The sequence below is a fragment of the Bradyrhizobium oligotrophicum S58 genome (assembly GCF_000344805.1).
Lineage (GTDB): Bacteria > Pseudomonadota > Alphaproteobacteria > Rhizobiales > Xanthobacteraceae > Bradyrhizobium > Bradyrhizobium oligotrophicum.
This window is the reverse complement of the sequence record NC_020453.1, coordinates 5,747,053-5,768,215: the sequence shown is the minus strand read 5'-3', so window position 1 is coordinate 5,768,215 and position 21,163 is coordinate 5,747,053. Positions and strand designations below refer to the sequence as shown.

The window sequence follows — 21,163 nt, the reverse complement described above, 5'->3', positions numbered from 1 at the left end:
TTTCTTTTGTGATCAGGCGAAACCGGCTAAAGCGGGCGCCATGCCGCAGCCACTGTCCCGCATCGTCGACCAGCTCAAGAGCGAGCCATCGCGCACCGGGTCGCTGATCATCACGGTGTTCGGCGACGCCATCGTGCCGCGCGGCGGCAGCGTCTGGCTGGGCACCTTGCTCGCCTTCTTCGAAGGGCTCGCGATCGACGGCAGCGTCGTGCGCACGGCAATGTCGCGGCTGACGGCGGAGGGCTGGTTCGAGCGGACCAAGAGCGGCCGCAACAGCTTCTACCGCCTGACCCGGCGCGGCGAGCAGACCTTTGCCGGCGCCACCCGCCACATCTACGATTCGCCGCCGGCTGAATGGAACGGCAGCTTCGAGCTGCTGCTGATCGGCAGCGCCGAAGATCGCGAGCAGGCGCGGACCGTGTTGCGCGACGCCGGCTTCGGCAGCCCGCTGCCCGGCGTGTTCGTGGCGCCCTCGAGCATTGCCGTGCCGGACGCGGTGGAGGGAGCAATCCGCCTGCAGGCGTCAGCCGGTTCCGAGATGGCGCGGCGGCTGGTCGCCGAGAGCTGGGCGCTGGAACGCACGGCCGACGCCTATCGCAAGTTCAGCGCCTCCTTTGCGCCGCTCGAGGCCAGCATCGGACGCGGCGAGGCGCTGTCCGACGCCCAGGCCTTCACCGCCCGGATCCTGCTCATCCATCACTATCGCCGGATCGTGTTGCGCGATCCGCTGCTGCCGGCCGAGCTGTTGCCGCGGGATTGGCCGGGGCAGCAGGCGCGCATTCTATGCGGCGCGATCTACCGGCTGTTGCTGCCCGGTTCCGAGCGCTGGCTCGATGCCCACGCGACCAATGAGGAAGGGCCCTTGCCGGCAGCTGGGGCGGCGCTGCTGCGGCGGTTCGCCGACGCGCATGAGGCGCCTTGATATATTACAAAATTCGATTGCAAAGATAGATTCTCGTTATATATTGCTGCCAACCAAGTCCTGGGAGGACGCCGCCTCATGTACACGCAGGCGCTTAATTCGCCCGAGGAGGGCACCCTCGTCGAGGACGCCGCGCGCGCCCAACGATTCCAGGCGCGCATCGATGCCGAGGAGCGCATCGAGCCCAACGACTGGATGCCGTCGGCCTATCGCAAGACGCTGGTCCGGCAGATTTCCCAGCACGCCCATTCCGAGATCGTCGGCATGCTGCCCGAGGGCAACTGGATCACGCGTGCGCCGAGCCTGCGCCGCAAGGCGGCGCTGCTCGCCAAGGTCCAGGACGAATGTGGCCACGGATTGTATCTCTACGCCGCCGCCGAGACTCTCGGCGCCTCGCGCGAGGAGTTGGTCGATGCGATGCTGGCCGGCAAGGCGAAGTATTCCTCGATCTTCAACTACCCGACTTTGACGTGGGCAGACATCGGCGTGATCGGCTGGCTGGTCGACGGCGCCGCGATCATGAACCAGATCCCGCTGTGCCGTTGCTCCTATGGTCCCTATGCGCGTGCGATGATCCGCGTCTGCAAGGAAGAGTCGTTCCACCAGCGCCAGGGCTACGAGATCATGCTGACCTTGTGCCACGGCTCGGCCGAGCAGAAGGCGATGGCGCAAGAGGCGCTGAACCGGTGGTGGTGGCCGGTGCTGATGATGTTCGGCCCGCCCGACCAGGCGAGCCAGCACAGCGACACCTCGACCAAGTGGAAGATCAAGCGCTTCTCGAACGACGAGCTGCGCCAGAAGTTCATCGATGCCACCGTACCGCAGGCGCAGTATCTCGGCCTCATCATTCCTGATCCCCGGATGAAGCAGGACGAGCAGGGGCACTGGGTGCACGGTCCGATCGACTGGAGCGAGTTCAAGCAGGTGTTGGCCGGCAACGGCCCGTGCAACCGCGATCGGCTGGCGGCGCGCCGCAAGGCGCATGCCGATGGCGCCTGGGTGCGCGAGGCTGCGGCGGCCTATGCCGAGAAGCGCGCGCGGCGCCAGATGGCGCAGGCCGCCGAATAGCAGGGGAGATCAGTGATGGCGACGCCGAACACGCCGTTGTGGGAAGTCTTCATCCGCAGCCGCAACGGGCTCGCGCACAAGCATTGCGGCTCGCTGCATGCGCCCGACGCGACCATGGCGCTGCAGGCCGCGCGCGACCTCTACACCCGCCGCGGCGAGGGCCTGTCGATCTGGGTGGTGCCGTCGAGCGCCATCACCGCGTCCGATCCCGCCGACAGGGGCATGATGTTCGAGCCGGCGGAATCCAAGATCTACCGTCACCCGACGTTCTACGAGGTCCCCGAGGAAGTCGGGCATATGTGATCGTGCACGGCTCTTAGCCGTCGTCATTGCGAGCGCAGCGAAGCAATCCAGACTGCCTGCTCGGATGTATCACTGGATTGCTTTGCTGCGCTCGCAATGACGGAGTTCGTAGCGAGCTGATCGGACCATAACCATGACTGCTCCTTCGATCACGGTCTCCGAAACGCCGCTGGTGTTGTACACGTTGCGCCGCGCCGACGATGCGCTGATCCTCGGCCATCGGCTGTCGGAATGGTGTGGCCATGCGCCCATGCTCGAAGAGGACATGGCGCTGTCCAACATGGCGCTCGACCTGATCGGCCAGGCGCGGGAGCTGTATGGTTACGCCGCCAAGATCGAGGGCCGCGGCCATGACGAGGACAAGCTCGCTTACCTCCGTGATGTCAGGCAGTACCGCAATCTGCTGCTGGTCGAGCGCCCCAATGGCGACTTCGCGCACACGATGGTGCGGCAGCTGTTCTATGCGGCGTTTGCCGATCTCTATTGGCGCGGCATGATGGGATCGACCGATGCGACCCTGGCGGCGATCGCGGCCAAGTCGGAGAAGGAATGCGCCTATCACCTGCGTCATGCCAGCGAATGGGTGATCCGGCTCGGCGACGGCACCGAGGAGAGCCACGCCCGCGCGCAAGCCGCGATCGATGACCTCTGGGCCTTTACCGGCGAGATGTTCGGTGTCGACGACAGTGAGCGTGAGCTCATCGAGTCCGGCGTCGCGATCGATCCGACGATGCTGCTGCCGGAATGGCTGTCGCTCGCGTCGCGTGTCGCCCGCGAGGCGACGTTGGTGCTGCCGGAGAACGACTGGATGCAGCAGGGCGGCCGCGACGGCCGCCACAGCGAGCATCTCGGCCATCTCCTGAGTGAGCTGCAATACATGCAGCGCAGCTTCCCCGGTGCGACATGGTAGTCGCGGACACCAGCCCTGCAGAGTTGCGCCAACGCGCGTGGGAGGCGGCCGCAGCGGTGGCCGATCCGGAAATCCCGGTGCTGACGATCGACGATCTCGGCGTGCTGCGCGAGGTGGAGGTGGTGGGCGACCGTGTCGAGGTCGCGATCACGCCGACCTATTCCGGCTGTCCGGCGATGAACATGATTGCATTGGAGATCGAGCTTGCGCTGGAGCGTGCGGGGTTTGCCGGCAGCCGCGTGCGCACCGTGCTGTCGCCGGCCTGGACCACGGACTGGATGAGCGAGGAGGGGCGGCGCAAGCTGCGGGAGTACGGCATCGCCCCGCCGCAACCTGCAGGCGGCCGCCGCGCGCTGTTCGGCGTCGCCGAGGTCGCGTGTCCGCAATGCGGCTCCGTCGACACCGAGCAACTCGCCGAGTTCGGCTCGACCGCATGCAAGTCGTTGTGGCGCTGCAGATCGTGCCGCGAACCGTTCGATTATTTCAAGTGCCACTGATGCGACAACCGTCATCGCGAGCGCCGCGACGCGATCCAGAGCCGAGCGCGCGGCTCTGGATTGCTTCGCTGCGCGCGCAATGACGCGGAGACAGGTTCGATGTCGACACCACCACGTTTTCACCGTCTCGCCGTCCGTGACCTGCGCCGCGAGGCGCCGGACGCGGTGTCGCTGACCTTTGTCATTCCGAACGAGCTGGCGGCGGACTATCGGTTCGCGCCAGGGCAATATCTCACGCTGAAGACGACGCTCGGCGGCGAGGAGATCAGGCGCTCCTATTCGATCTGCTCCGGCCCTGACGACAACGAGATCCGCATCGCCGTGAAGCGCGTCGATGGCGGCGCGTTCTCCAGCTTCGTCACCGACGAATTGAAGCGCGGCGACGAGGTCGATGTGATGACGCCGACGGGACGTTTCGGCGTGGCGCTCGATCCAGCGGCTGCGCGGACGCACGTTGGCTTTGCCGCCGGCTCGGGGATCACGCCGATCCTGTCGATCGTGAAGGCGGTGCTCGCGCGCGAGCCCGACAGCCGCTTCTTCCTGTTCTACGGCAACCGCACCACGGCCGGCATGCTGTTCCGCGAGCAACTCGAGGAACTGAAGGATCGCTTCCTCGATCGCTTCTCGGTGTTTCATGTCATCTCCGGCGAGGAGCAGGATCTGCCGATCCTGCACGGCCGCCTCGACGGCGGGAAGGTGCGCCTGCTGCTGCGCTCGCTGGTGCCGGCCGAAAGCGTCGATCACGTCTTCATCTGCGGCCCCACGGGCATGAGCGAGGACATCGAAGCCACGTGTCGCGCGCTCGGCATCGCCGATGAGCGTGTCCATGTCGAGCGCTTCGTCTCCGGTGCCGGCGGCACCCCGCGGCCCAAGGCCATCGTGCCGGATTCGGCACCGCCAAAGGCGATCGCCGCGCTCATCATCGACGGCAAGCGCCGCGAGGTGCCGGTCGCCGAAGACGAGGCCATCCTCGACGCCGCGCTCCGCGCCGGCGTCGACCTGCCATTCGCCTGCAAAGGCGGCATGTGCTCCACCTGCCGGGCCAAGCTGGTCGAGGGCAAGGCCGAGATGGAGCTGAACTACTCGCTGGAGCCGTGGGAGCTGCAGGCCGGCTTCGTGCTGACGTGCCAGGCCAAGCCGGTGACGGAGCGCGTGGTGGTGGACTACGACCATATGTGAGGACGTTTTCTGGTCGTCATTGCGAGGAGCGAAGCGACGAAGCAATCCAGAATTCCATCCACAGTCCTGGATTGCTTCGCTTCGCTTCGCTCGCAATGACGAACCGCCGGGCCATTTGCTGTAGCTCACACCTCACAACTCCAACGCCTAGTCCACCGGCCTCTTGTCCTTGATGCGCTTCGCCTTGCCAGCCGAGCGCTCGAGCGTATCCGGCGCCACCACTTTCACCTTTGCCGTGAGGCCGATGGTGTTCTTGATGTGGATAGAGATGCGTTCGGCATGCTCGCCGAGGCCGCTGTCGTCCCAGTGCTCCGCGCGGGACTCCGCGTAGATCGTCAGCTCGTCCATGCGGCCCTCGCGCGTGAGCTCCAGCATGAAATGGCCGCCGCACCATTCGGTCGACAGCAGGATCTCCTCGATCTGCGACGGGAACAAATTGACGCCGCGCAGGATGATCATGTCGTCGGAGCGGCCCGTCACCTTCTCCATGCGCCGCATGCCCGGCCGCGCCGTGCCCGGCAGCAGCCGCGTCAGATCGCGGGTGCGATAGCGGATGACCGGAAACGCTTCCTTGGTCAGTGAGGTGAACACCAGCTCGCCCATCTCGCCGTCGGGCAGCACACGGCCGGTGTCGGGATCCACGATCTCCGGATAGAAATGATCCTCCCAGATATGCAGCCCGTCCTTTGTCTCCAGGCATTCCTGGGCGACGCCCGGACCCATCACCTCGGACAGGCCGTAGATGTCGGTGGCGTCCATCGCAAACGTGTCCTCGATCTCGGCGCGCATCGCGTTGGTCCAGGGCTCGGCGCCGAAGATGCCGATCTTGAGCGAGCTCTGCCTGGGGTCGAGCCCCTGGCGCTTGAACTCGTCGAGGATCGCCAGCATGTAGCTCGGCGTCACCGTGATGATGTCGGGCCTGAAATCATTGATCAGCTGCACCTGGCGCTCGGTCATGCCGCCGGAGATCGGCACCACGGTGCAGCCGAGCTGTTCGGCGCCGTAGTGGACGCCAAGGCCGCCGGTGAACAGGCCATAGCCATAGGCGTTGTGGATGATCATGCCGCTGCGGCCGCCGGCGGCGCGGATCGAGCGCGCCATCACGTGCGACCAGGTGGCGATATCGCTTCTGGTATAGCCGACGACGATCGGCTTGCCCGTGGTGCCCGACGACGCATGCACCCGTACCAGCTGCTCGCGCGGCACGGCGAACATGTTGAATGGGTAGTTGTCGCGCAGATCCGTCTTCACCGTGAACGGGAATTTGGCGAGATCGGCGAGTTCGCGAAAGTCGGACGGATGCACGCCGGCCTTGTCGAAGGCGCGGCGGTAATGGGCAACGTTGTCGTAGGCATGCTTGAGCGACCAGGCGAGGCGCTTGGTCTGCAGCGCCATGATCTCGTCGCGCGAGGCGCGCTCGGTCTCGTCCATCTCGGGCACGTAAGCGCCGGCGGATTGAAGCTTCGTCATTGTCAGGTCCTCCGGCGATGGCGCGGGGCGTAAGGGAAGGGCTCAGCTGGTGGCGCCGGTCGGCACCAGTGTGCCGCCGATGCTGCGGGAATGGCCGCGGAATTCAGCGATGACGGTATCGCCGGCGCTGACGCGGACGTCGTAGATGCCCGAGCGGCCGCTGCGCGAGACTTCGTTCGCGCGCGCCACCAGGACATCGCCGAGCTTGCCCGGGCGGATGAAGCTGATGCTGCCCTGCGCGGCCACCGTGCGGTCGTTGTGCGAGTTGCAGGCGAATGCGAACGCGGAATCGGCCAGCGTGAAGATGAAGCCGCCATGGGCGATGCCATGGCCGTTGACCATGTGCGGCTGGATGGTCATCTGCAACGTGGCGCAGCCGGGGCCGATCTCGACAATCTGCATGCCGAGCCCCTGGCTCGCGCGGTCATCCTGCCACATGGCATCGGCGCAGGCGCGGGCAAGCGCATCGGGTGAGAGCGCGGTTTCGCCGCTCACCGCCCGGCCTCCACACACGCACGGGCAATCGGCCACCCAGAAGGTTGGGCTTGTGAAACCACGGCGTTCTCTCCCGTTGATGCTTGTTGGAACAAGCATTCTGAACTAGTTAAGCTCGATATCGTGGCGAATATTCCTCGCGCGTCAAGCGAAAGCGATGCTTGCGCGGCCTGTGTTTCGCCGCATCTTTTCCGCAACCAGAAGGACACCGGAATTGCCCGAAGCAGCCAATCTGGCCGTGATGGCCGGTCTCGCGATCGGCCTGGTCTATGGCATGGTCGGCCTGCTCAGCGGCTTCTGCATGATGAGCAGCCTGCGCGGCTGGTGGGCTGAGGGCGATGGCCGTCTGGCTCGGACTTACGCGCTCGCGATGGGGATCGCGATCGTTGCGACGCAGGTCCTCGCGGCCAGCGGCGGCGTCGATCTCGGCAAGTCGATCTATCTGCAGCCGAGCTTCTCCGTGCCGCTGATGTTCGCCGGCGGCGTCCTTTTCGGCTACGGCATGGTACTGGCGAACGGTTGCGGCTCGCGCGCGCTGGTGCTGCTCGGCCGCGGCAATCTGCGCTCCTTCGTGGTGGTGATGGTGCTCGCGATCGCCGCCGAGATGACCTTGAAGGGCCTGGTCGCGCCGCTGCGGATCGCGCTGACCCAGGTCTCGCAGACCATGGCGACCGCCACCTCGCTGCCGGCGTTGTTGTCGATCGGCGGCCTGCATGGAACGCCGGCGCGGCTGTTGCCGGCGCTCGCGCTCGGTGGTGGTCTGATCGCCTTTGCCTTCGTGCATGCGCCGTTTCGGCGCGCCCCGGGGCAGGTGCTCGCAGGCCTCATCGTTGGCCTGTTGATCGCGGCGGGCTGGTTTGCGACAGGCACTCTCGGCGCCGATGATTTCAATCCGGTGCCGGTGGCGTCGCTGACCTTCGTCGCGCCGATCGCCGATGGCTTGCAATATGTGATGCTCTCGACCGGTTCGACGGTGAGCTTCGGGATCGCGACCGTGGCCGGAGTGCTCGCCGGCAGCCTCATCACGGCAGTCGTCACGCGCCGCTTCAAGCTCGAAGGTTTTCATTCGCCGTATCACATGCTGCGTTCGGCCGGCGGCGCCGCGCTGATGGGCGTCGGCGGCGTCATGGCTCTGGGCTGCTCGGTCGGGCAGGGCCTGACCGGATTGTCGACCCTGGCGCTGCCGTCGTTCATCGCTATCGCCGGCATTTTCATCGGCACCGCGGCCGGCCTGCGCGGCGCGTTGCGCGTGCGGCCGCTGAAGATCGAGCCACAGGCGGCGCACTAAATCGCGATGCGTTTCAGTTGAACGAAGACATAGCTTGCGGCTGGCTCGGTGCACCTCGCCCCGCTGTCGCTGTGAGAACTTGCGTCGAGCTCTGGAGATGCGTGAACTCGTAGCCCCATGGAAGAAGTGGGATTGCGAGTGACGCGCCAATCCAACCTCATGCATCAAGCTGTGGTTGTCAGTCACTCCACGGCGCGCGTGACGATGCGGATCTCCGACGTCAGGGTTCGGTGCACCGGGCACTTGTCGGCGATTTCCATCAACTTCTTGCGCTGTTCGTCGTCGAGTGCGCCGTCCATGTCGATGTCGCGTTCGAGCTGATCGATCAGGCCGACCTTGGTCTCGCACTCCGCGCAGTCCTCGGCGTGGATCTTGCTGTGGCGCAAGGTGACGGTCACACGGTCGAGCGGCAGCATCTTGCGATCAGCATAGAGCCGCATCGTCATCGAGGTGCAGGCGCCGAGCGCTGCCAGCAGCAGGTCGTAAGGCCCCGGGCCGGTATCCTGGCCGCCGACCGCGACCGGCTCGTCGGCGGTCAGATGGTGCGGGCCGAGCGCGATGCTCTGCTGCAGCTTGCTCGTCCGCGTCTCGCGCACGACGACCGCGCGCGGTCCGTCCTCGGCCGCCGCGCCAGCCGGAAAGGGCGCGCGCGTCCCAAGGTAGCGACCGACCCAACTGGCGATCACCTCGGCGATGTAGGCCGCGTCGTCCTTGTTGCTGATGAGATGATCGGCATGGTCGAGCGAGACGAAGCTCTTCGAATGCTTGGCCGTCACGAAGATGCGGGTGGCGTTGTCGATGCCGACGGTGTCGTCGACGGGCGAATGCATCACCAGCAGTGCCTTGTGCAGATGCGCGATCTTGTCGAGCAGCCGCTGCTCGGCGACGTCGTCGAGGAAGGAGCTCTTGATCCGGAATGGGCGCCCGGCCAGCGAGACCTCGGCCGAGCCGTCGCGGCGGATGGCGTCGAGGCTGTCCTTGAACAGGCCGGTGACGTGAGCGGGATCGGAGGGGGCGGCGATCGTCACGACGGCTTTGGCATCTGAAATCTCGGATGCTGCCGCGAGCACCGCGGCGCCACCGAGGCTGTGGCCGATCAGCAGCGCCGGTGCCCGCCGCGTCTCGCGCAGATGATCAGCGGCGCGGACGAGATCGGCGACGTTCGAGGAGAACGTCGTGTTGGCGAAGTCGCCTTCGCTGGAGCCCAATCCGGTGAAGTCGAAACGGAGCACGGCAATGCCGTGCGCCGTCAGCGCCATCGCAATGCGTCGCGCCGCGTGGGTGTCCTTGCCGCAGGAGAAGCAATGCGCGAACAGCGCGTAAGCACGCGGCTCGCCATCGGGCAGGTCGAGCGCAGCCGCAAGCTGCTCGCCGCCTGCGCCTTCAAACTGGAAACGTTCGGTCGACATGATGTGGTCCCCAATCGTTGCGTCTTCACTGCCGCGCGAGGCGATGACAGCGCATCGTCTCACATTGTCATACAACAGATAGGGCCACCACGCAGATATGATGACGCCGTCTCGCGGCCTGCACGGCCCGAGCTTTGCGGATATCTCGCGCCTCTCGCCATCGAGAGGGCGCAGGGAAGGTCGGGAGCCTGCCGCCCCCATGGCCCGCCTGCGGAAAAAATGCAGGCGGCAGAACCACAGGTACGGCTGAGGACATCCCGGCCTTCCCTGCGCAATGGTTGGAACGGCTTATACGTGCTCTCTCCGGGGAACGGCTGTCTTGCCCCCGTCACCGCGATGCGCGTCAACAGCACCGCGATTTGACGCCAGCGCCGCGGCGTCAAGACCACACGATTTCGCCGTGCGCACCGGATCGTTCGTCCGCATGGAAGACCACGCTGCGACCCGTTGCGCCCACCGCATCCCGCGCTCCACGTCCGTGACGATCGCGATCCGTCCCTCTGCAACGAGGCGGGATGGCGGAGAATAAATCACGATTTTCAGAAAATAGCAAGAGGAATGTTTTGGCCGGCCCGGCAGCCGCTTGGCCCGACCAGGCCATGATCATTCTCGCGGGGGCAGCAGCTCGATCTCCTGTTCACCGCGCCGGATCGCCGTCGGCAGGTCTTGCGCGACAAGATCGGAAATCCATCGGACGAGCGCCGGCAGCGCTTCGTCCTTCGCCTGCCGGCGAAGTGGGGGCAAGTCGCGCTCGTGCGCTGTGCCCACTTTGATGTTGAGACGCTCATAAGGAATGTCGCCGTCCGGCGGCCGATATCGCGCATCGAACAGACGCCTGCCGTGGCTGCGAACGAGGTGGATGCGGATGCCGCCGAGATCTCTTGCGGTCAGTGCGGCGAGGATGACGCTCGGCTTGAGAAGATACCCATAGCCCTTGGGGATCTTGCCGGTTTCTGAGGTGAACTCCATGCTGCATCTCTGGCACGTTCGGACATCGCGGCGACCGCGTATTGGCGCTGAAGCCATAACATGCAGATCGTAGGGTGGGCAAAGCGAAGGGTGCCTACCGTTCTTTTCTTTTCGGCGAAAGACGGTGGGCACGACGGTTCGCGTCTTTGCCCGCCCTACCGCTTCGCGAGGCTTTCAACGGAGCCCGTCAGTCCGAATAGCGCTGCTCGGCCCAGGGATCGCCGCGGTTGTGATAGCCGCGCACCTCCCAATAGCCGGGCGCATCGTGATCGAGGAATTCGATCGCCTTCAGCCATTTCGCGCTCTTCCAGAAATACAGATGCGGCACCACGACGCGGGCCGGGCCGCCATGCTCCCGGGTGAGCGGCGCGCCGGACCAGCTATGTGCGAGCAGCGCATCTTCAGCGGCGAAATCCTCGAGCGCCAGATTGGTGGTGTAGCCGTCATAGGAATGCAGCACGACGAAATCAGCCGTGTCGCGCGGCCGGCAGGCGGCGAGCAGGTCGCGTGTGGCGAGCCCCTCCCATTGATTGTCGTAGCGCGACCAGGTCGTCACGCAATGGATGTCGGAGACGAACTGACGCTGCTCCTGGGCAAGGAAAGCCGGAAAATCCCAGAACAGCGGAGTCTCGACCGCGCCATAGACGTCGAGCCGCCAGCGCTCGCGCGAGATCTCCGGCGTCAGGCCGAGATCGAGCACTGGCCAGTCCCGGGTCAGGTGCTGGCCCGGCGGCAGGCGCTGGTCCTCGGGACGCACCACGCGGCCGGTCAGGAATTTGCCCTCGCGGGCCCAGCGCTCCTTGCTGCGGGTCAGCTTGCTCTCGGGCGGAAGCTCGGACTCGTCGGCCATCTCGGCACCTCGTTCATCGCGACCGCTCATTCATGCCGGTGCATTGCGGAGGCATGCTTGGTGTCGCGCATGGTCGCATAGATCAGCAGCGACAGGAAGATCACGCCGGTGAGATAGTAGTAGAACCAGCTCTCGTGACCAATGCTCTTGAAGTAGAGCGCGATCGCCGGCGCGGTGCCGCCGAACAGCGATACCGTGATCGCGTAAGGCAGGCCGACGCCGAGCGCGCGGACGTTGGTCGGAAACAGCTCAGCCTTCACGACGGCGTTGATGGAGGTGTAACCGGCCGTGAACAGCCAGGCGCCGCAGATCAGCAGGAACGCGACGAACGGCTCCTTGGTGCCCTTCAGCGCGCTCAGGATCGGGATCGTCGACAGCGTGCCGGCAACACCGAAGAAGATCAAGAGCGGCTTGCGGCCGATGCGGTCGGAGATCGCGCCGTACACGGGCTGCAGCACGCAGGCGAACAAGAGCGATCCGAAGATGACCATCGTGGTCTGGTCCTCGGTGAGGCCGACCGAGAGCTTGACGAAGGTCTGCATGTAGGTCGTGAAGGTGTAGAATGCCGCCGTGCCGCCGGCAGTGAGCCCGACCACGAGCAACAGCTCCCGCGGATATTTGAACAGCGCGGCGATCGACCCGGATGGGCCGACCGTCTTTTTCGCTTCGACGAAGGCTTCGGTCTCGTGCAGGTTGCGTCGCATGACAGCGGTGAAGATGGCGAGGCCGGCGCCGATCGCAAACGGAATGCGCCAGCCCCAGGCCTTCAGCTCGTCAGTGGTCAGGAACACTTTCTGCAGGAGCAGCAGCACGACGATCGCGGTGAGCTGGCCGCCGATCAGGGTGACGTATTGGAAGCTCGAATAGAAGCCGCGATGCTTGGCGTCGGCGACCTCCGACAGGTAGGTGGCACTGGCGCCGTACTCGCCGCCGAGGCTCAGGCCCTCGATGACGCGGGCGAGCGCGAGGATGATCGGCGCGGCTATTCCGATGGTGGCATAGGTCGGGGTGACCGCGATGATCAGCGAGCCGAAGCACATGCAGAGTACGGAGACCGTCAGCGACAGCCGGCGGCCGTATTGATCGGCGATATAGCCGAACAGCCAGCCGCCGAGCGGGCGCATCAGGAAAGTCGCGGCGAACACCACGGCGGCGTTGAGCTGCTCGACCACGGGGTCCTTGGACGGGAAGAACGCCGGCGCGAAATACAGCGCGAACGCCGTGTAGGCATAGAAATCGTACCACTCGACCAGGTTGCCGGCCGAACCGATCAGGATCGCCTTGATGCGGCGTTCGACGTCGGTGAACGTCATGGCGGGCTCTGCGGCAGGCTCGACCGCCTGGTTAGTCATCTCCGGTCTCCGGGCAAGCGTGATTTACGGCCGTTCTACGGCAGCCGGCGGAATTGCCAATATAGAACAACGGCAGGGGTCCCATGTTCCTGGAATGGGAACTTTGTGCTGCGCGACGCAGATCGGGGCCTCGCCCTTCGAGACGCTCGCCTTCGGCGAGCTGCTCAGGGTGAGGGGGAAGAATATGCCGAGAACGCCGAAACGCGTCGGTGAGCGATACTCTCAACCCTCATGGTGAGGAGCCCGCCCTACGGCGGGCGTCTCGAACCATGAGGCCCCACTCGGGCCTCACCCTTCGAGACGCCGCTGCGCGGCTCCTCAGGGTGAGGAGGACCGTTTCACCTCGGCGCGCGCGGATCGATCGGGGTCGAGTTGGCAATGCCGAGAACATCTTCCAGCACCTTGGCGCCGGCGAGCAGCCTGGCGTCGGCGCGCGGCGCCGCGATCATCTGCAATCCGACCGGCAGGCCAGTTTCCGTGAAGCCGCAGGGCAGCGACAGCGCCGGGCAGCAGGCCAAGGTGATCGCGTAGACGATGCCGAGCCACTGCACGTAGTTGTCGAACTTCCGCCCGGCGCATTCGGCGACGTAGCGGTTCTCGACCGGGAAGGGCGGCACGATGGTCGCGGGCGCCAGCAGCAGGTCATAGGTCTCGAAGAATTTCACGGCGCGCGCCGTGATCGCCACGCGCTGCGCTTCGGCGCGGGTGATCTGCGCGACGGTGAGCTTCAGCCCTTCCTCGACGTTCCAGATCACCTCGGGCTTCAACTGCTCGCGCTTGGTGCGCAACAGCTCGGCCTTGCTCATGGCGAAGTCGAGCGCGCGCAGCACGTGGAAGCATTCGTGCGCCTCGCTGAAATCCGGATGCGCCTCCTCGACGATCACCCCGAGCTCGGCAAAACGCTGCGCCGCCTTGCGGGTCACCGCGGCGACTTCGGGATCGACAGGCGTGATGCCGAGATCGGGCGAGTAGGCGACGCGGATTGGCTTCCTGCCGGAGCGGGCGGCCGCCAGAAACGAGATCGCGGGCGAGGGCAGCGAGATCGGATCGGCGGGATACTCACCGCTCATCGCGTCCAGCAGCAGCGCAAGGTCCTCGACGTTGCGGGCCATCGGGCCCTGGACGCCGAGGTTGCGGTCGACGGCCGTGGTCGGCGTCTGTGCGACGCGGCCGAAGCTCGGACGCAGGCCGACGATGCCGCAGAAGCTCGCGGGATTGCGCAGCGAGCCGCCCATGTCGGAGCCATGCGCGAGCCACGCCATGCCGGTCGCGAGCGCGACCGCCGCGCCACCCGATGAGCCAGCTGCCGAGCGGGACGTGTCCCAGGGATTGCGCGTCGCCCCGAACACCTCGTTGAAGGTGTTGGCGCCGGCGCCGAACTCCGGCGTGTTCGACTTGGCGTAGATCACGCCGCCATTGGCTTCGAGATGCTCCACCAGGAGATCGGAGCGTTCCGGAATCCGGTCCTTGAAGATCGGCGAGCCCTGCGTGGTCAGCACGCCGGCGACGTCGGTGAGATCCTTGATCGGGACGGGGAGGCCGGCGAGCAGCCCGCGCGCATTGGCCGGCTTGCTCATCAGCGCCTTGGCGTGATCGCGCGCGCGATCGAAGCACAGGGTCGGCAGCGCATTGACCTTGTCGTCGACGGCGTTGATGCGCACTTCCAGCGCATCCAGGCAATCGAGCGGCGTGACCTCGCCGGACTTCAACTTGTCGACGACGGTGCAGGCGGTCTCGCGGATCAATCCCTGGTCGGCCAAAGCTTGGTTCTCCTGATTGGAAGCATCCCGGCGAACCGCTGTAGACCATGTTTCGCCCGGCGTGGAAAGATCGCCGCTGTCAACCCCACCCTGCGCTGATGCCGCCATCGACGGTATAGATCACGCCCGACGTATAGCCGGCGCGGTCGGACGCCAGGAACGCCATCAGGTCGGCGATCTCCCTGACATGCGCGGGACGGCCGAGCGGCAGGCCTTTCTGGAATTCCGTGTAGCGGTTCTCGTCGCCGAACTGATGCTTGGCGCGGGTCTTGAGCAGGCTGACGTGGCGATCGGTGCCGACCGGGCCGGGATTGATGCCGACGACGCGGATGTTGTCGGCGAGGCTCTTGGAGCCGAGCGCGCGGGTGAAGGCCATCAGCGCCGCATTGCCGGCGCTGCCGCAGATGTAGTTGGCGTCGAACTTCTCGCCGGCGGCGCCGATGTCGTTGATGATGACGCCAGACCCGCGCGCCTTCATCTGTGCGTAGACCAGCCGCGTCAGGTTGACGAAGCCGAACACTTTCAAGTCCCAGGCGTGCCGCCAGGCCGCCTCGTCGATCTTGTCGATGGCGCCGCCGGGAATGTCGCCAGCATTGTTGACGAGGATGTCGATATCGGCGGCCTCCTGCGCGAGCCGCGTCACATCCTCGGACCTGCGAAGGTCCACCACATGCGCCGCCGCATCGATCTGATGCTTGGAGCGGAGCTGCTCGACCAGCGCTGAGAGCCGGTCGGCGCTGCGGGCGGCCAGCCTGACGTGGCAGCCTTCCTCGGCAAACGCTTCGGCCGCCGCGGCGCCGATGCCCTTGGAGGCGCCGGTGATGAGAACGCGCTTGCCGCGCAGGTGAAGATCCATGGGAAACTCTCGCTGAATTCTGGAGGAGACCGGATTGTCGGGCGCGTCAGCCATGCGGTCAATCTTGCACCGCAGCGTTGCGCTTCACTCTGGTTTGGTTCATTCAGACTGTTGAAAAGATCGGCCGGTTGACCGGCCCAATCAACTGAGGATCCGCTCGATGAGCAAGAAGCCCTATCGCATCGCAGTCATTCCCGGCGACGGCATCGGCAAGGAGGTCATGCCCGAGGGGCTGCGCGTGATCGAGACGGCCGCGAAGAAGCACGGCGTCGCGGTGCAGTTCGATCATTTCGACTTCTCGAGCTACGACTATTACGAGAAACACGGCCAGATGATGCCGGACGACTGGAAGGCGCAGATCGGCGGCCATGACGCGATCTATTTCGGTGCGGTCGGCTGGCCGGCGAAGATCGCCGACCACGTCTCGCTGTGGGGCTCGCTGATCAAGTTCCGCCGCGAGTTCGATCAGTACGTCAATCTGCGTCCTGTCAGGCTGATGCCGGGCGTGCCGTCGCCGCTGGCAAACCGCAAGCCCGGCGACATCGATTTCTGGGTGGTGCGCGAGAACACCGAAGGCGAGTATTCCTCCGTGGGCGGCCGCATGTTCCCGGACACCGATCGCGAGTTCGTCACGCAGCAGACGGTGATGACCCGCACCGGCGTCGATCGCATTTTGAAGTTCGCCTTCGAGCTCGCGCAGTCCCGGCCGAAGAAGCATCTGACGTCGGCCACCAAGTCCAACGGCATCTCGATCACGATGCCGTATTGGGACGAGCGCGTCGAGGCGATGGCGAAGAACTATCCGGGCGTGAAGTGGGACAAGTACCACATCGACATCCTCACCGCGAACTTCGTGCTGCATCCGGACTGGTTCGACGTCGTCGTCGGCTCCAATCTGTTCGGCGACATCCTGTCCGATCTCGGCCCCGCCTGCACCGGCACGATCGGCATCGCGCCGTCGGGCAACATCAATCCGGAGCGCAATTTCCCATCGGTGTTCGAGCCGGTGCACGGCTCGGCGCCCGACATCGCGGGGCAGGGCATTGCCAACCCGATCGGCATGATCTGGTCCGGCGCGATGATGCTGGAGCATCTCGGCGAGAAGGAAGCTGCGCAGGCAATCGTCGGGGCGATCGAGCGCACGCTCGGCGAACGCACGCTGCGAACGCGCGATCTCGGCGGCAATGCGGATACTACGGCCTGCGGCAAGGCGGTTGCCGACATGGTGGATTAGCCAGTAGGCGGGTTCGCCAGTACTGAGTAGGGCGGGTTAGCGGAGCGTAACCCGCCTTCCTGTTCGCCGTTGTACGATGGCGGATTACGCTCCGCTAATCCGCCCTACGCGTGCCACCGTCCGCTCTCGATGGACCACGCGGTATGGGTCCCGGCGTTCGCCGGGACGACAGTGGTGGTTGAGGCCACGGCTCCGGCAGAAACCGTCATTGCGAGGAGCGCAGCGACGAAGCAATCCAGAGTCGTCGCGGGACTCTGGATTGCTTCGCTTCGCTCGCAATGACGGAGGAGAGGGTTGTTAGGCTCCCGCCTCCCTGCGGCAGTGCTCCCACGCGGCGTGGATCAGGTTCTCGCTGGCTTCCGGCGTACGGAACGCCGAATGCGCCGACAGCGTCACGTTCGGGATCGTCGTGAGTACGTGGCCGGCCGGCAGCGGCTCGGTGTTGAAGACGTCGAGGCCGGCGTGGCGGATGTGGCCGGAGCGGAGCGCGTCGATCATGGCGGCCTCGTCGACGATGGCGGCGCGGGCGGTGTTGACGAAGATCACGCCGGGGCGCATCTGCGCGATGCGGTCGCGGGACAGGAAGCCGCGGGTCTCGTCGTTGAGCAGCAGATGCAGTGACACCACGTGGCTCTGCCTCAGCAGCGTATCGAGATCGACGAAGTCGACGCCCGGATGACTCTTTGGCGAGCGGTTCCAGGCGATCACCTTCATGCCGCTGCCCGACGCGATGCGCGCGACCTCGGCGGCGATGCCGCCGAAGCCGATCAGGCCGAGGGTCTTGCCGGTCAACTGCATGCCATCGTCGCGCAGCCAGTTGCCGGCGCGCATCTCGCGGTCCATCTGGGCGAGGCCGCGCGCCGACGCCCACATCAGCGCGATCGCGGCCTCCGCGATGGCCGTGTCGCCGTAGCCCTTGATCAGGTGGACGGTGATGCCGAGTTCGGCCAGTTCGTCGGGGTTCATGTAGCTGCGTGCGCCGGTGCCGAGGAACACGACGTGCTTGAGCCCCTTGCACTGCCTGGCGACATCGGTTGGCAACGCCGTGTGGTCGACGATGCCGATCTCGGCGCCATCGAGAATGGCGGGCCAGTCCTCCGGCTTGATGTCGGGATCGAGATGCACGCGCATCTCGGGATCGCCTGGTTGGCGCTGCCGCTCGAAGATCTCGGCAAGCGATGAGTTGGCGTCGATGAATACTCCGCGCACGGGATAGTCTCCTTTACGAAGGATGCGAAGTGGCTGCGCAGGCAAAGGTGCGCTCCCTCCCCCCTTGTGGGGGAGGGCTGGGGAGGGGGGCTCCGGGCGAGACTGCCCGTGTGGACCCCCACCCCCGACCCCTCCCCGCAAGGGGGAGGGGAGCTCAGTGTGCCCGCGCGATTGAGATCGGGGATGATAGCTGAAAGTAGGAACGAGCGAGAGCAGTCAGCCCACTACGACGCCACGCCCGCCAGCGACAGCACCGTGTGCAGCAGCACGTTGGTGCCCGCGGCGCAGTCGGATTGCGTGGCGTCCTCGAGCTCGTTGTGGCTGATACCGTCCTTGCAGGGCACGAACACCATCGCCGCCGGCATGATGGTGTTGAGGTTGCAGGCGTCGTGGCCGGCGCCGGAGGTGATGCGGCGGTGCGCGTAGCCGAGGGTGCCGGCGGCGCGTTCGACGGCGTCGACCAGCTTGGGGTCGAAATGCGTCGGTGGCTTGCGCCAGACCTGGTCGATCGCGATCTCGACGCGGCGCTTCTTTGAAATCTCGCCCGCAGCTGCGCGCAGGCTGGCATCGAGCGCGTCGAGCGTGTCGGCATTGGCGCTGCGGCAGTCGATGGTGAAGGCGATCTCGCCGGGAATCACGTTGCGCGAGGGATTGGCAATCACGGCCTCGCCGATGGTGGCGACCGCATTCGGCCCGAGCTTGATCGCGATCTGCTCCAGGGTGAGCGCGAACTCCGACAGCGCCAGCAGCGCGTCGCGCCGCAGCGGCATCGGCGTCGAGCCGGCATGGCTCTCGAAGCCCGTGACCTTGCCGTCGTACCAGAACACGCCCTGGCCGTGATCGACGACGCCGATGGTCTTGTTTTCGGCCTCCAGGATCGGGCCCTGCTCGATGTGCAGCTCGACGAAGCCGGAGAACTTCTGCGTGCCGACCTTGGTCTCGCCGCGATAGCCGATCCCGTCCAGCGCCGCGCCGACAGTCGTGCCTTCGGCGTCCTTGCGCGACAATATGTCGTCCACCGTGAAGTCGCCGACATAGGCGGCCGAGGCCATCATCGCCGGCGCAAAGCGCGAGCCCTCCTCGTTGGTCCAGTTGACGATGCAGAGCGGCGCGTCGGTCTCGATGCCGGCATCATTGAGCGTGCGGATCACCTCCAGCGCGCCGAGCGTGCCGAGGATGCCGTCGAACTTGCCGCCGGTCGGCTGGGTGTCGAGATGCGAGCCGAGCCCGACCGGAAGCTTCGACATGTCGCGTCCCTTGCGAACAGCGAACATCGAGCCAAGCGTGTCGACGTGAACCTCGAGCCCGGCGCCCTCGCACGCTTTCCGGAACCAGTCGCGGACCTGCTTGTCCTCCTGGCTCAGGGTCAGCCGGCGCACGCCGCCCTTCGGCGTGGCGCCGAATTTGGCGGTCTCGTGAATGCTGTCCCAGAGGCGGGTGGAATCGATCTGCAGATTGGTGACGGCGCGGCTCATGCTTGAAATCCCTGTACTCCGGCATCCTGTCCATCGCGCGCCACGGCAACGGCGTCAACCGATGCAGAGGGATGGCTGGCCGTCTGCGCCGTCCGGGCTGCGAGCTCCGCGACACGCTCGATCGCGACCATCTCCGGCGACGACAGCCAGCTTGCGGTGAAGGTCAGCGGCGGAATCCGCAAGTCCGTCTTCAGCTCCTGCAGCCGGCCGGTCGCGAGCTCATTGGCGACGATCGCGGCGGGGATGACGGCGACGCCCAGGCCCTCGATCGCCATGTGGATCACGGTCGCGAGCGAGGCGCTGGCGTGCAGCCGCATCGGCGGCAGATGCGGGCGGTTGAACAGCGAGCGCACGTTGTCATAGGGCTGCGTCTTGCGCGGAAAGGTGATGATCGGAAACCGCGCCATCTGCTCCGCCGTGACGATTCCCTTGCCGAAGCCCAGCGCGGGGCTGGCGAGAAAGCTGATCGGATAGTCGCACAGCACGCGGCTGCGGATGCCCGACTCGGTCGGCGAGCCCAGCGCGAAGGCGAGCTCGATCTCCTGTGCCAGCAGCCGCGCGTGCAGGTTCGGCGTAACGTCGACCTCGATCTCCAGCGACAGGTTCGGATAGCTCTCGTTGACGCTCTTGATCAGCCGCGGCAGCCAGTCGTGCACGATGGTCTCGGCAACGCCGAGCCGGAGCACGCCGCGCATCGCCGAGCGGTCGCCGACTTCCGCCAGCATCTCTGCGCGCAGGCCGATCAGCTTCTCAGCGTAGACCAGCATCTGCCGGCCGCTTGCGGTCGGCGATGCCACGCGGTGGTCGCGGTTGAGCAGCTTGACACCGAGCTCGCGCTCGAGCTGGGCGATGCGCTGGGAAATGGCCGGCTGCGTGGTGTTGAGGCGCTGCGCCGCGCCGCGGAAGCTGCCAAGCTTCACCACCCAGAGGAACGTTTCGATGGAACGGAAATCCAACATCGGCCCCGCCTTGGATCAATTTGTCTTATCGATCCTGATTAAAAATGAAGATTAGACTTTATAGCATGGCTGATATTCAGTGAGTTTGTCGAGATATTAGGCAGATGGCACAAATGACTGTTTCTGTGGCAGTGCAGCAATCAGCCGGCGAGGTCGGGCTTCTTCCCAGCCGTCAGGCCCGCCTGGACTATCGCGCCGGCAAGGGCTGGAGCACGGCGGGAGTTGCCAACGGCTTCGTGCAAGGCAACCTCGCGATCCTGCCGGAGCAATATGCCGGCGCCTTCCACCGCTTCTGCCAGCTCAATCCCAAGCCGTGCCCGATCATCGGCATGTCCGATCCCGGCAATCCGTATATTCCGGCGCTCGGTGCCGATCTCGACATCCGCACCGATGTGCCGCGCTATCGCGTCTGGCGCGACGGCGAGATGGTGGAGGAGCCGACCGACCTGATGGCGCATTGGCGCGACGATCTCGTCACCTTCGTGCTCGGCTGCTCGTTCTCGTTCGAAGAGGCGCTGATGGCCGACGGCCTGCCGATCCGCCATATCGAGCAGGGCTGCCGGGTGCCGATGTATCGCACCAGCATTGCCTGCACGCCGTCGGGTCCGTTTGCCGGTCCCATGGTGGTGTCGATGCGGCCGTTCAAGCCGGCGCAGGCGATCCGCGCCGTGCAGATCACGACGCGCTTTCCCGCGGTGCACGGCGCGCCGGTACATCTCGGTCATCCCGAGCAGATCGGGATCGCCGACATCGGCAAGCCGGACTATGGCGATCCGGTCCGCGTCGCGGCCGATGAAATTCCCGTATTCTGGGCCTGCGGTGTCACGCCGCAGGCGGTGATAGCAGCCGCCAGGCTGCCTTTTGCTATCACCCATGCGCCGGGGCTGATGCTGATCACCGATCTCAGGAACAAGGATCTCGCCGTTCTCTAATAGGCAGCTCGTGCCGCTTTTTGAGC

General features: G+C 65.7%; 20 protein-coding genes. 9 read left to right on the top strand and 11 right to left on the bottom strand.

Features of this window, described 5'->3' with window-relative positions; genetic code table 11:
* Positions 1-40: 40 nt before the first annotated feature.
* From paaX to paaE, 6 genes are all read left to right on the top strand, one after another.
* The gene (paaX, locus tag S58_RS24960) at positions 41-922 is read left to right on the top strand and encodes a phenylacetic acid degradation operon negative regulatory protein PaaX (protein ID WP_015668161.1); all 882 of its coding nucleotides are present in this window, start codon (positions 41-43) and stop codon (positions 920-922) included.
* Positions 923-1,000: 78 nt separating this feature from the next.
* On the top strand, positions 1,001-1,990 hold the full coding sequence (gene paaA, locus S58_RS24955) for a 1,2-phenylacetyl-CoA epoxidase subunit PaaA (protein ID WP_015668160.1): 990 nt from the start codon (positions 1,001-1,003) through the stop codon (positions 1,988-1,990).
* A gap of 15 nt (positions 1,991-2,005) precedes the next feature.
* The gene (gene paaB / locus S58_RS24950; protein WP_015668159.1) at positions 2,006-2,293 is read left to right on the top strand and encodes a 1,2-phenylacetyl-CoA epoxidase subunit PaaB; all 288 of its coding nucleotides are present in this window, start codon (positions 2,006-2,008) and stop codon (positions 2,291-2,293) included.
* 133 nt (positions 2,294-2,426) lie between these two features.
* A complete protein-coding gene (gene paaC, locus S58_RS24945; protein ID WP_015668158.1) occupies positions 2,427-3,203 on the top strand; it encodes a 1,2-phenylacetyl-CoA epoxidase subunit PaaC in 777 nt (258 codons plus the stop codon).
* Positions 3,197-3,700, top strand: a complete 504-nt coding sequence (gene paaD, locus S58_RS24940; RefSeq protein ID WP_015668157.1) for a 1,2-phenylacetyl-CoA epoxidase subunit PaaD — start codon at positions 3,197-3,199, stop codon at positions 3,698-3,700. The genes paaC and paaD overlap by 7 nt, the downstream gene beginning before the upstream one ends.
* Before the next feature lie 99 nt (positions 3,701-3,799).
* Positions 3,800-4,879 carry a 1,2-phenylacetyl-CoA epoxidase subunit PaaE gene (gene paaE, locus S58_RS24935; protein ID WP_015668156.1) on the top strand — a complete coding sequence of 360 codons (1,080 nt, stop codon included), beginning with the start codon at positions 3,800-3,802 and terminating at the stop codon, positions 4,877-4,879.
* 147 nt (positions 4,880-5,026) lie between these two features.
* Here paaE and paaK read toward each other — a convergent pair whose 3' ends face one another.
* Complete coding sequence (gene paaK / locus S58_RS24930; RefSeq protein WP_015668155.1) at positions 5,027-6,349, bottom strand: phenylacetate--CoA ligase PaaK; 1,323 nt, start codon at positions 6,347-6,349, stop codon at positions 5,027-5,029.
* Positions 6,350-6,391: 42 nt separating this feature from the next.
* Positions 6,392-6,787 (bottom strand): hydroxyphenylacetyl-CoA thioesterase PaaI, encoded by a 396-nt coding sequence (gene paaI, locus S58_RS24925; RefSeq protein ID WP_377812140.1) that lies wholly within the window; start codon positions 6,785-6,787, stop codon positions 6,392-6,394.
* A gap of 298 nt (positions 6,788-7,085) precedes the next feature.
* On the opposite strand from paaI, the gene S58_RS24920 reads away from it, so the two are divergent.
* Positions 7,086-8,132 carry a YeeE/YedE family protein gene (locus S58_RS24920; protein ID WP_042340909.1) on the top strand — a complete coding sequence of 349 codons (1,047 nt, stop codon included), beginning with the start codon at positions 7,086-7,088 and terminating at the stop codon, positions 8,130-8,132.
* A gap of 182 nt (positions 8,133-8,314) precedes the next feature.
* Here S58_RS24920 and S58_RS24915 read toward each other — a convergent pair whose 3' ends face one another.
* The 6 genes from S58_RS24915 to S58_RS24890 all read right to left on the bottom strand — a co-directional run bounded on the left by S58_RS24915 (position 8,315) and on the right by S58_RS24890 (position 15,328).
* Positions 8,315-9,541 carry a bifunctional alpha/beta hydrolase/OsmC family protein gene (locus S58_RS24915; RefSeq protein WP_015668152.1) on the bottom strand — a complete coding sequence of 409 codons (1,227 nt, stop codon included), beginning with the start codon at positions 9,539-9,541 and terminating at the stop codon, positions 8,315-8,317.
* Positions 9,542-10,144: 603 nt separating this feature from the next.
* Positions 10,145-10,510, bottom strand: a complete 366-nt coding sequence (locus S58_RS24910; RefSeq protein ID WP_015668151.1) for a hypothetical protein — start codon at positions 10,508-10,510, stop codon at positions 10,145-10,147.
* Positions 10,511-10,697: 187 nt separating this feature from the next.
* Positions 10,698-11,360: a sulfite oxidase-like oxidoreductase gene (locus tag S58_RS24905; RefSeq protein WP_015668150.1), complete on the bottom strand. Its 663-nt coding sequence runs from the start codon at positions 11,358-11,360 to the stop codon at positions 10,698-10,700.
* Between the two features lie 26 nt (positions 11,361-11,386).
* Positions 11,387-12,712, bottom strand: a complete 1,326-nt coding sequence (locus S58_RS24900; protein ID WP_015668149.1) for an MFS transporter — start codon at positions 12,710-12,712, stop codon at positions 11,387-11,389.
* Positions 12,713-13,050: 338 nt separating this feature from the next.
* Positions 13,051-14,472 carry an amidase gene (locus tag S58_RS24895; protein WP_015668148.1) on the bottom strand — a complete coding sequence of 474 codons (1,422 nt, stop codon included), beginning with the start codon at positions 14,470-14,472 and terminating at the stop codon, positions 13,051-13,053.
* A 79-nt stretch (positions 14,473-14,551) separates the two neighbouring features.
* The gene (locus tag S58_RS24890; RefSeq protein WP_015668147.1) at positions 14,552-15,328 is read right to left on the bottom strand and encodes an SDR family oxidoreductase; all 777 of its coding nucleotides are present in this window, start codon (positions 15,326-15,328) and stop codon (positions 14,552-14,554) included.
* Positions 15,329-15,488: 160 nt separating this feature from the next.
* Between S58_RS24890 and S58_RS24885 the strand changes: the two genes are divergently transcribed.
* A complete protein-coding gene (locus S58_RS24885; protein WP_015668146.1) occupies positions 15,489-16,562 on the top strand; it encodes a tartrate dehydrogenase in 1,074 nt (357 codons plus the stop codon).
* Between the two features lie 297 nt (positions 16,563-16,859).
* On the opposite strand, the gene S58_RS24880 is transcribed toward S58_RS24885, so the two are convergent.
* From S58_RS24880 to S58_RS24870, 3 genes are all read right to left on the bottom strand, one after another.
* Complete coding sequence (locus tag S58_RS24880) at positions 16,860-17,771, bottom strand: NAD(P)-dependent oxidoreductase (protein WP_015668145.1); 912 nt, start codon at positions 17,769-17,771, stop codon at positions 16,860-16,862.
* 224 nt (positions 17,772-17,995) lie between these two features.
* Complete coding sequence (locus S58_RS24875) at positions 17,996-19,246, bottom strand: Zn-dependent hydrolase (RefSeq protein ID WP_015668144.1); 1,251 nt, start codon at positions 19,244-19,246, stop codon at positions 17,996-17,998.
* On the bottom strand, positions 19,243-20,205 hold the full coding sequence (locus S58_RS24870) for a LysR family transcriptional regulator (RefSeq protein WP_015668143.1): 963 nt from the start codon (positions 20,203-20,205) through the stop codon (positions 19,243-19,245). The genes S58_RS24875 and S58_RS24870 overlap by 4 nt, the downstream gene beginning before the upstream one ends.
* Before the next feature lie 113 nt (positions 20,206-20,318).
* Here S58_RS24870 and S58_RS24865 point away from each other — a divergent pair, with 113 nt between their 5' ends.
* The gene (locus S58_RS24865) at positions 20,319-21,137 is read left to right on the top strand and encodes a putative hydro-lyase (protein WP_015668142.1); all 819 of its coding nucleotides are present in this window, start codon (positions 20,319-20,321) and stop codon (positions 21,135-21,137) included.
* Positions 21,138-21,163 lie beyond the last annotated feature (26 nt).

What these genes read in the sequence shown, in the direction of transcription:
- paaX (WP_015668161.1), top strand. Translation starts at nt 41, where the DNA reads ATGCCGCAGCCACTGTCCCGCATCGTCGACCAGCTCAAGAGCGAGCCA.
- paaA (WP_015668160.1), top strand. Translation starts at nt 1,001, where the DNA reads ATGTACACGCAGGCGCTTAATTCGCCCGAGGAGGGCACCCTCGTCGAG.
- paaB (WP_015668159.1), top strand. Translation starts at nt 2,006, where the DNA reads ATGGCGACGCCGAACACGCCGTTGTGGGAAGTCTTCATCCGCAGCCGC.
- paaC (WP_015668158.1), top strand. Translation starts at nt 2,427, where the DNA reads ATGACTGCTCCTTCGATCACGGTCTCCGAAACGCCGCTGGTGTTGTAC.
- paaD (WP_015668157.1), top strand. Translation starts at nt 3,197, where the DNA reads ATGGTAGTCGCGGACACCAGCCCTGCAGAGTTGCGCCAACGCGCGTGG.
- paaE (WP_015668156.1), top strand. Translation starts at nt 3,800, where the DNA reads ATGTCGACACCACCACGTTTTCACCGTCTCGCCGTCCGTGACCTGCGC.
- paaK (WP_015668155.1), bottom strand. Translation starts at nt 6,349, where the DNA reads ATGACGAAGCTTCAATCCGCCGGCGCTTACGTGCCCGAGATGGACGAG.
- paaI (WP_377812140.1), bottom strand. Translation starts at nt 6,787, where the DNA reads ATGTGGCAGGATGACCGCGCGAGCCAGGGGCTCGGCATGCAGATTGTC.
- S58_RS24920 (WP_042340909.1), top strand. Translation starts at nt 7,086, where the DNA reads ATGGCCGGTCTCGCGATCGGCCTGGTCTATGGCATGGTCGGCCTGCTC.
- S58_RS24915 (WP_015668152.1), bottom strand. Translation starts at nt 9,541, where the DNA reads ATGTCGACCGAACGTTTCCAGTTTGAAGGCGCAGGCGGCGAGCAGCTT.
- S58_RS24910 (WP_015668151.1), bottom strand. Translation starts at nt 10,510, where the DNA reads ATGGAGTTCACCTCAGAAACCGGCAAGATCCCCAAGGGCTATGGGTAT.
- S58_RS24905 (WP_015668150.1), bottom strand. Translation starts at nt 11,360, where the DNA reads ATGGCCGACGAGTCCGAGCTTCCGCCCGAGAGCAAGCTGACCCGCAGC.
- S58_RS24900 (WP_015668149.1), bottom strand. Translation starts at nt 12,712, where the DNA reads ATGACTAACCAGGCGGTCGAGCCTGCCGCAGAGCCCGCCATGACGTTC.
- S58_RS24890 (WP_015668147.1), bottom strand. Translation starts at nt 15,328, where the DNA reads ATGGATCTTCACCTGCGCGGCAAGCGCGTTCTCATCACCGGCGCCTCC.
- S58_RS24885 (WP_015668146.1), top strand. Translation starts at nt 15,489, where the DNA reads ATGAGCAAGAAGCCCTATCGCATCGCAGTCATTCCCGGCGACGGCATC.
- S58_RS24875 (WP_015668144.1), bottom strand. Translation starts at nt 19,246, where the DNA reads ATGAGCCGCGCCGTCACCAATCTGCAGATCGATTCCACCCGCCTCTGG.
- S58_RS24870 (WP_015668143.1), bottom strand. Translation starts at nt 20,205, where the DNA reads ATGTTGGATTTCCGTTCCATCGAAACGTTCCTCTGGGTGGTGAAGCTT.
- S58_RS24865 (WP_015668142.1), top strand. Translation starts at nt 20,319, where the DNA reads ATGACTGTTTCTGTGGCAGTGCAGCAATCAGCCGGCGAGGTCGGGCTT.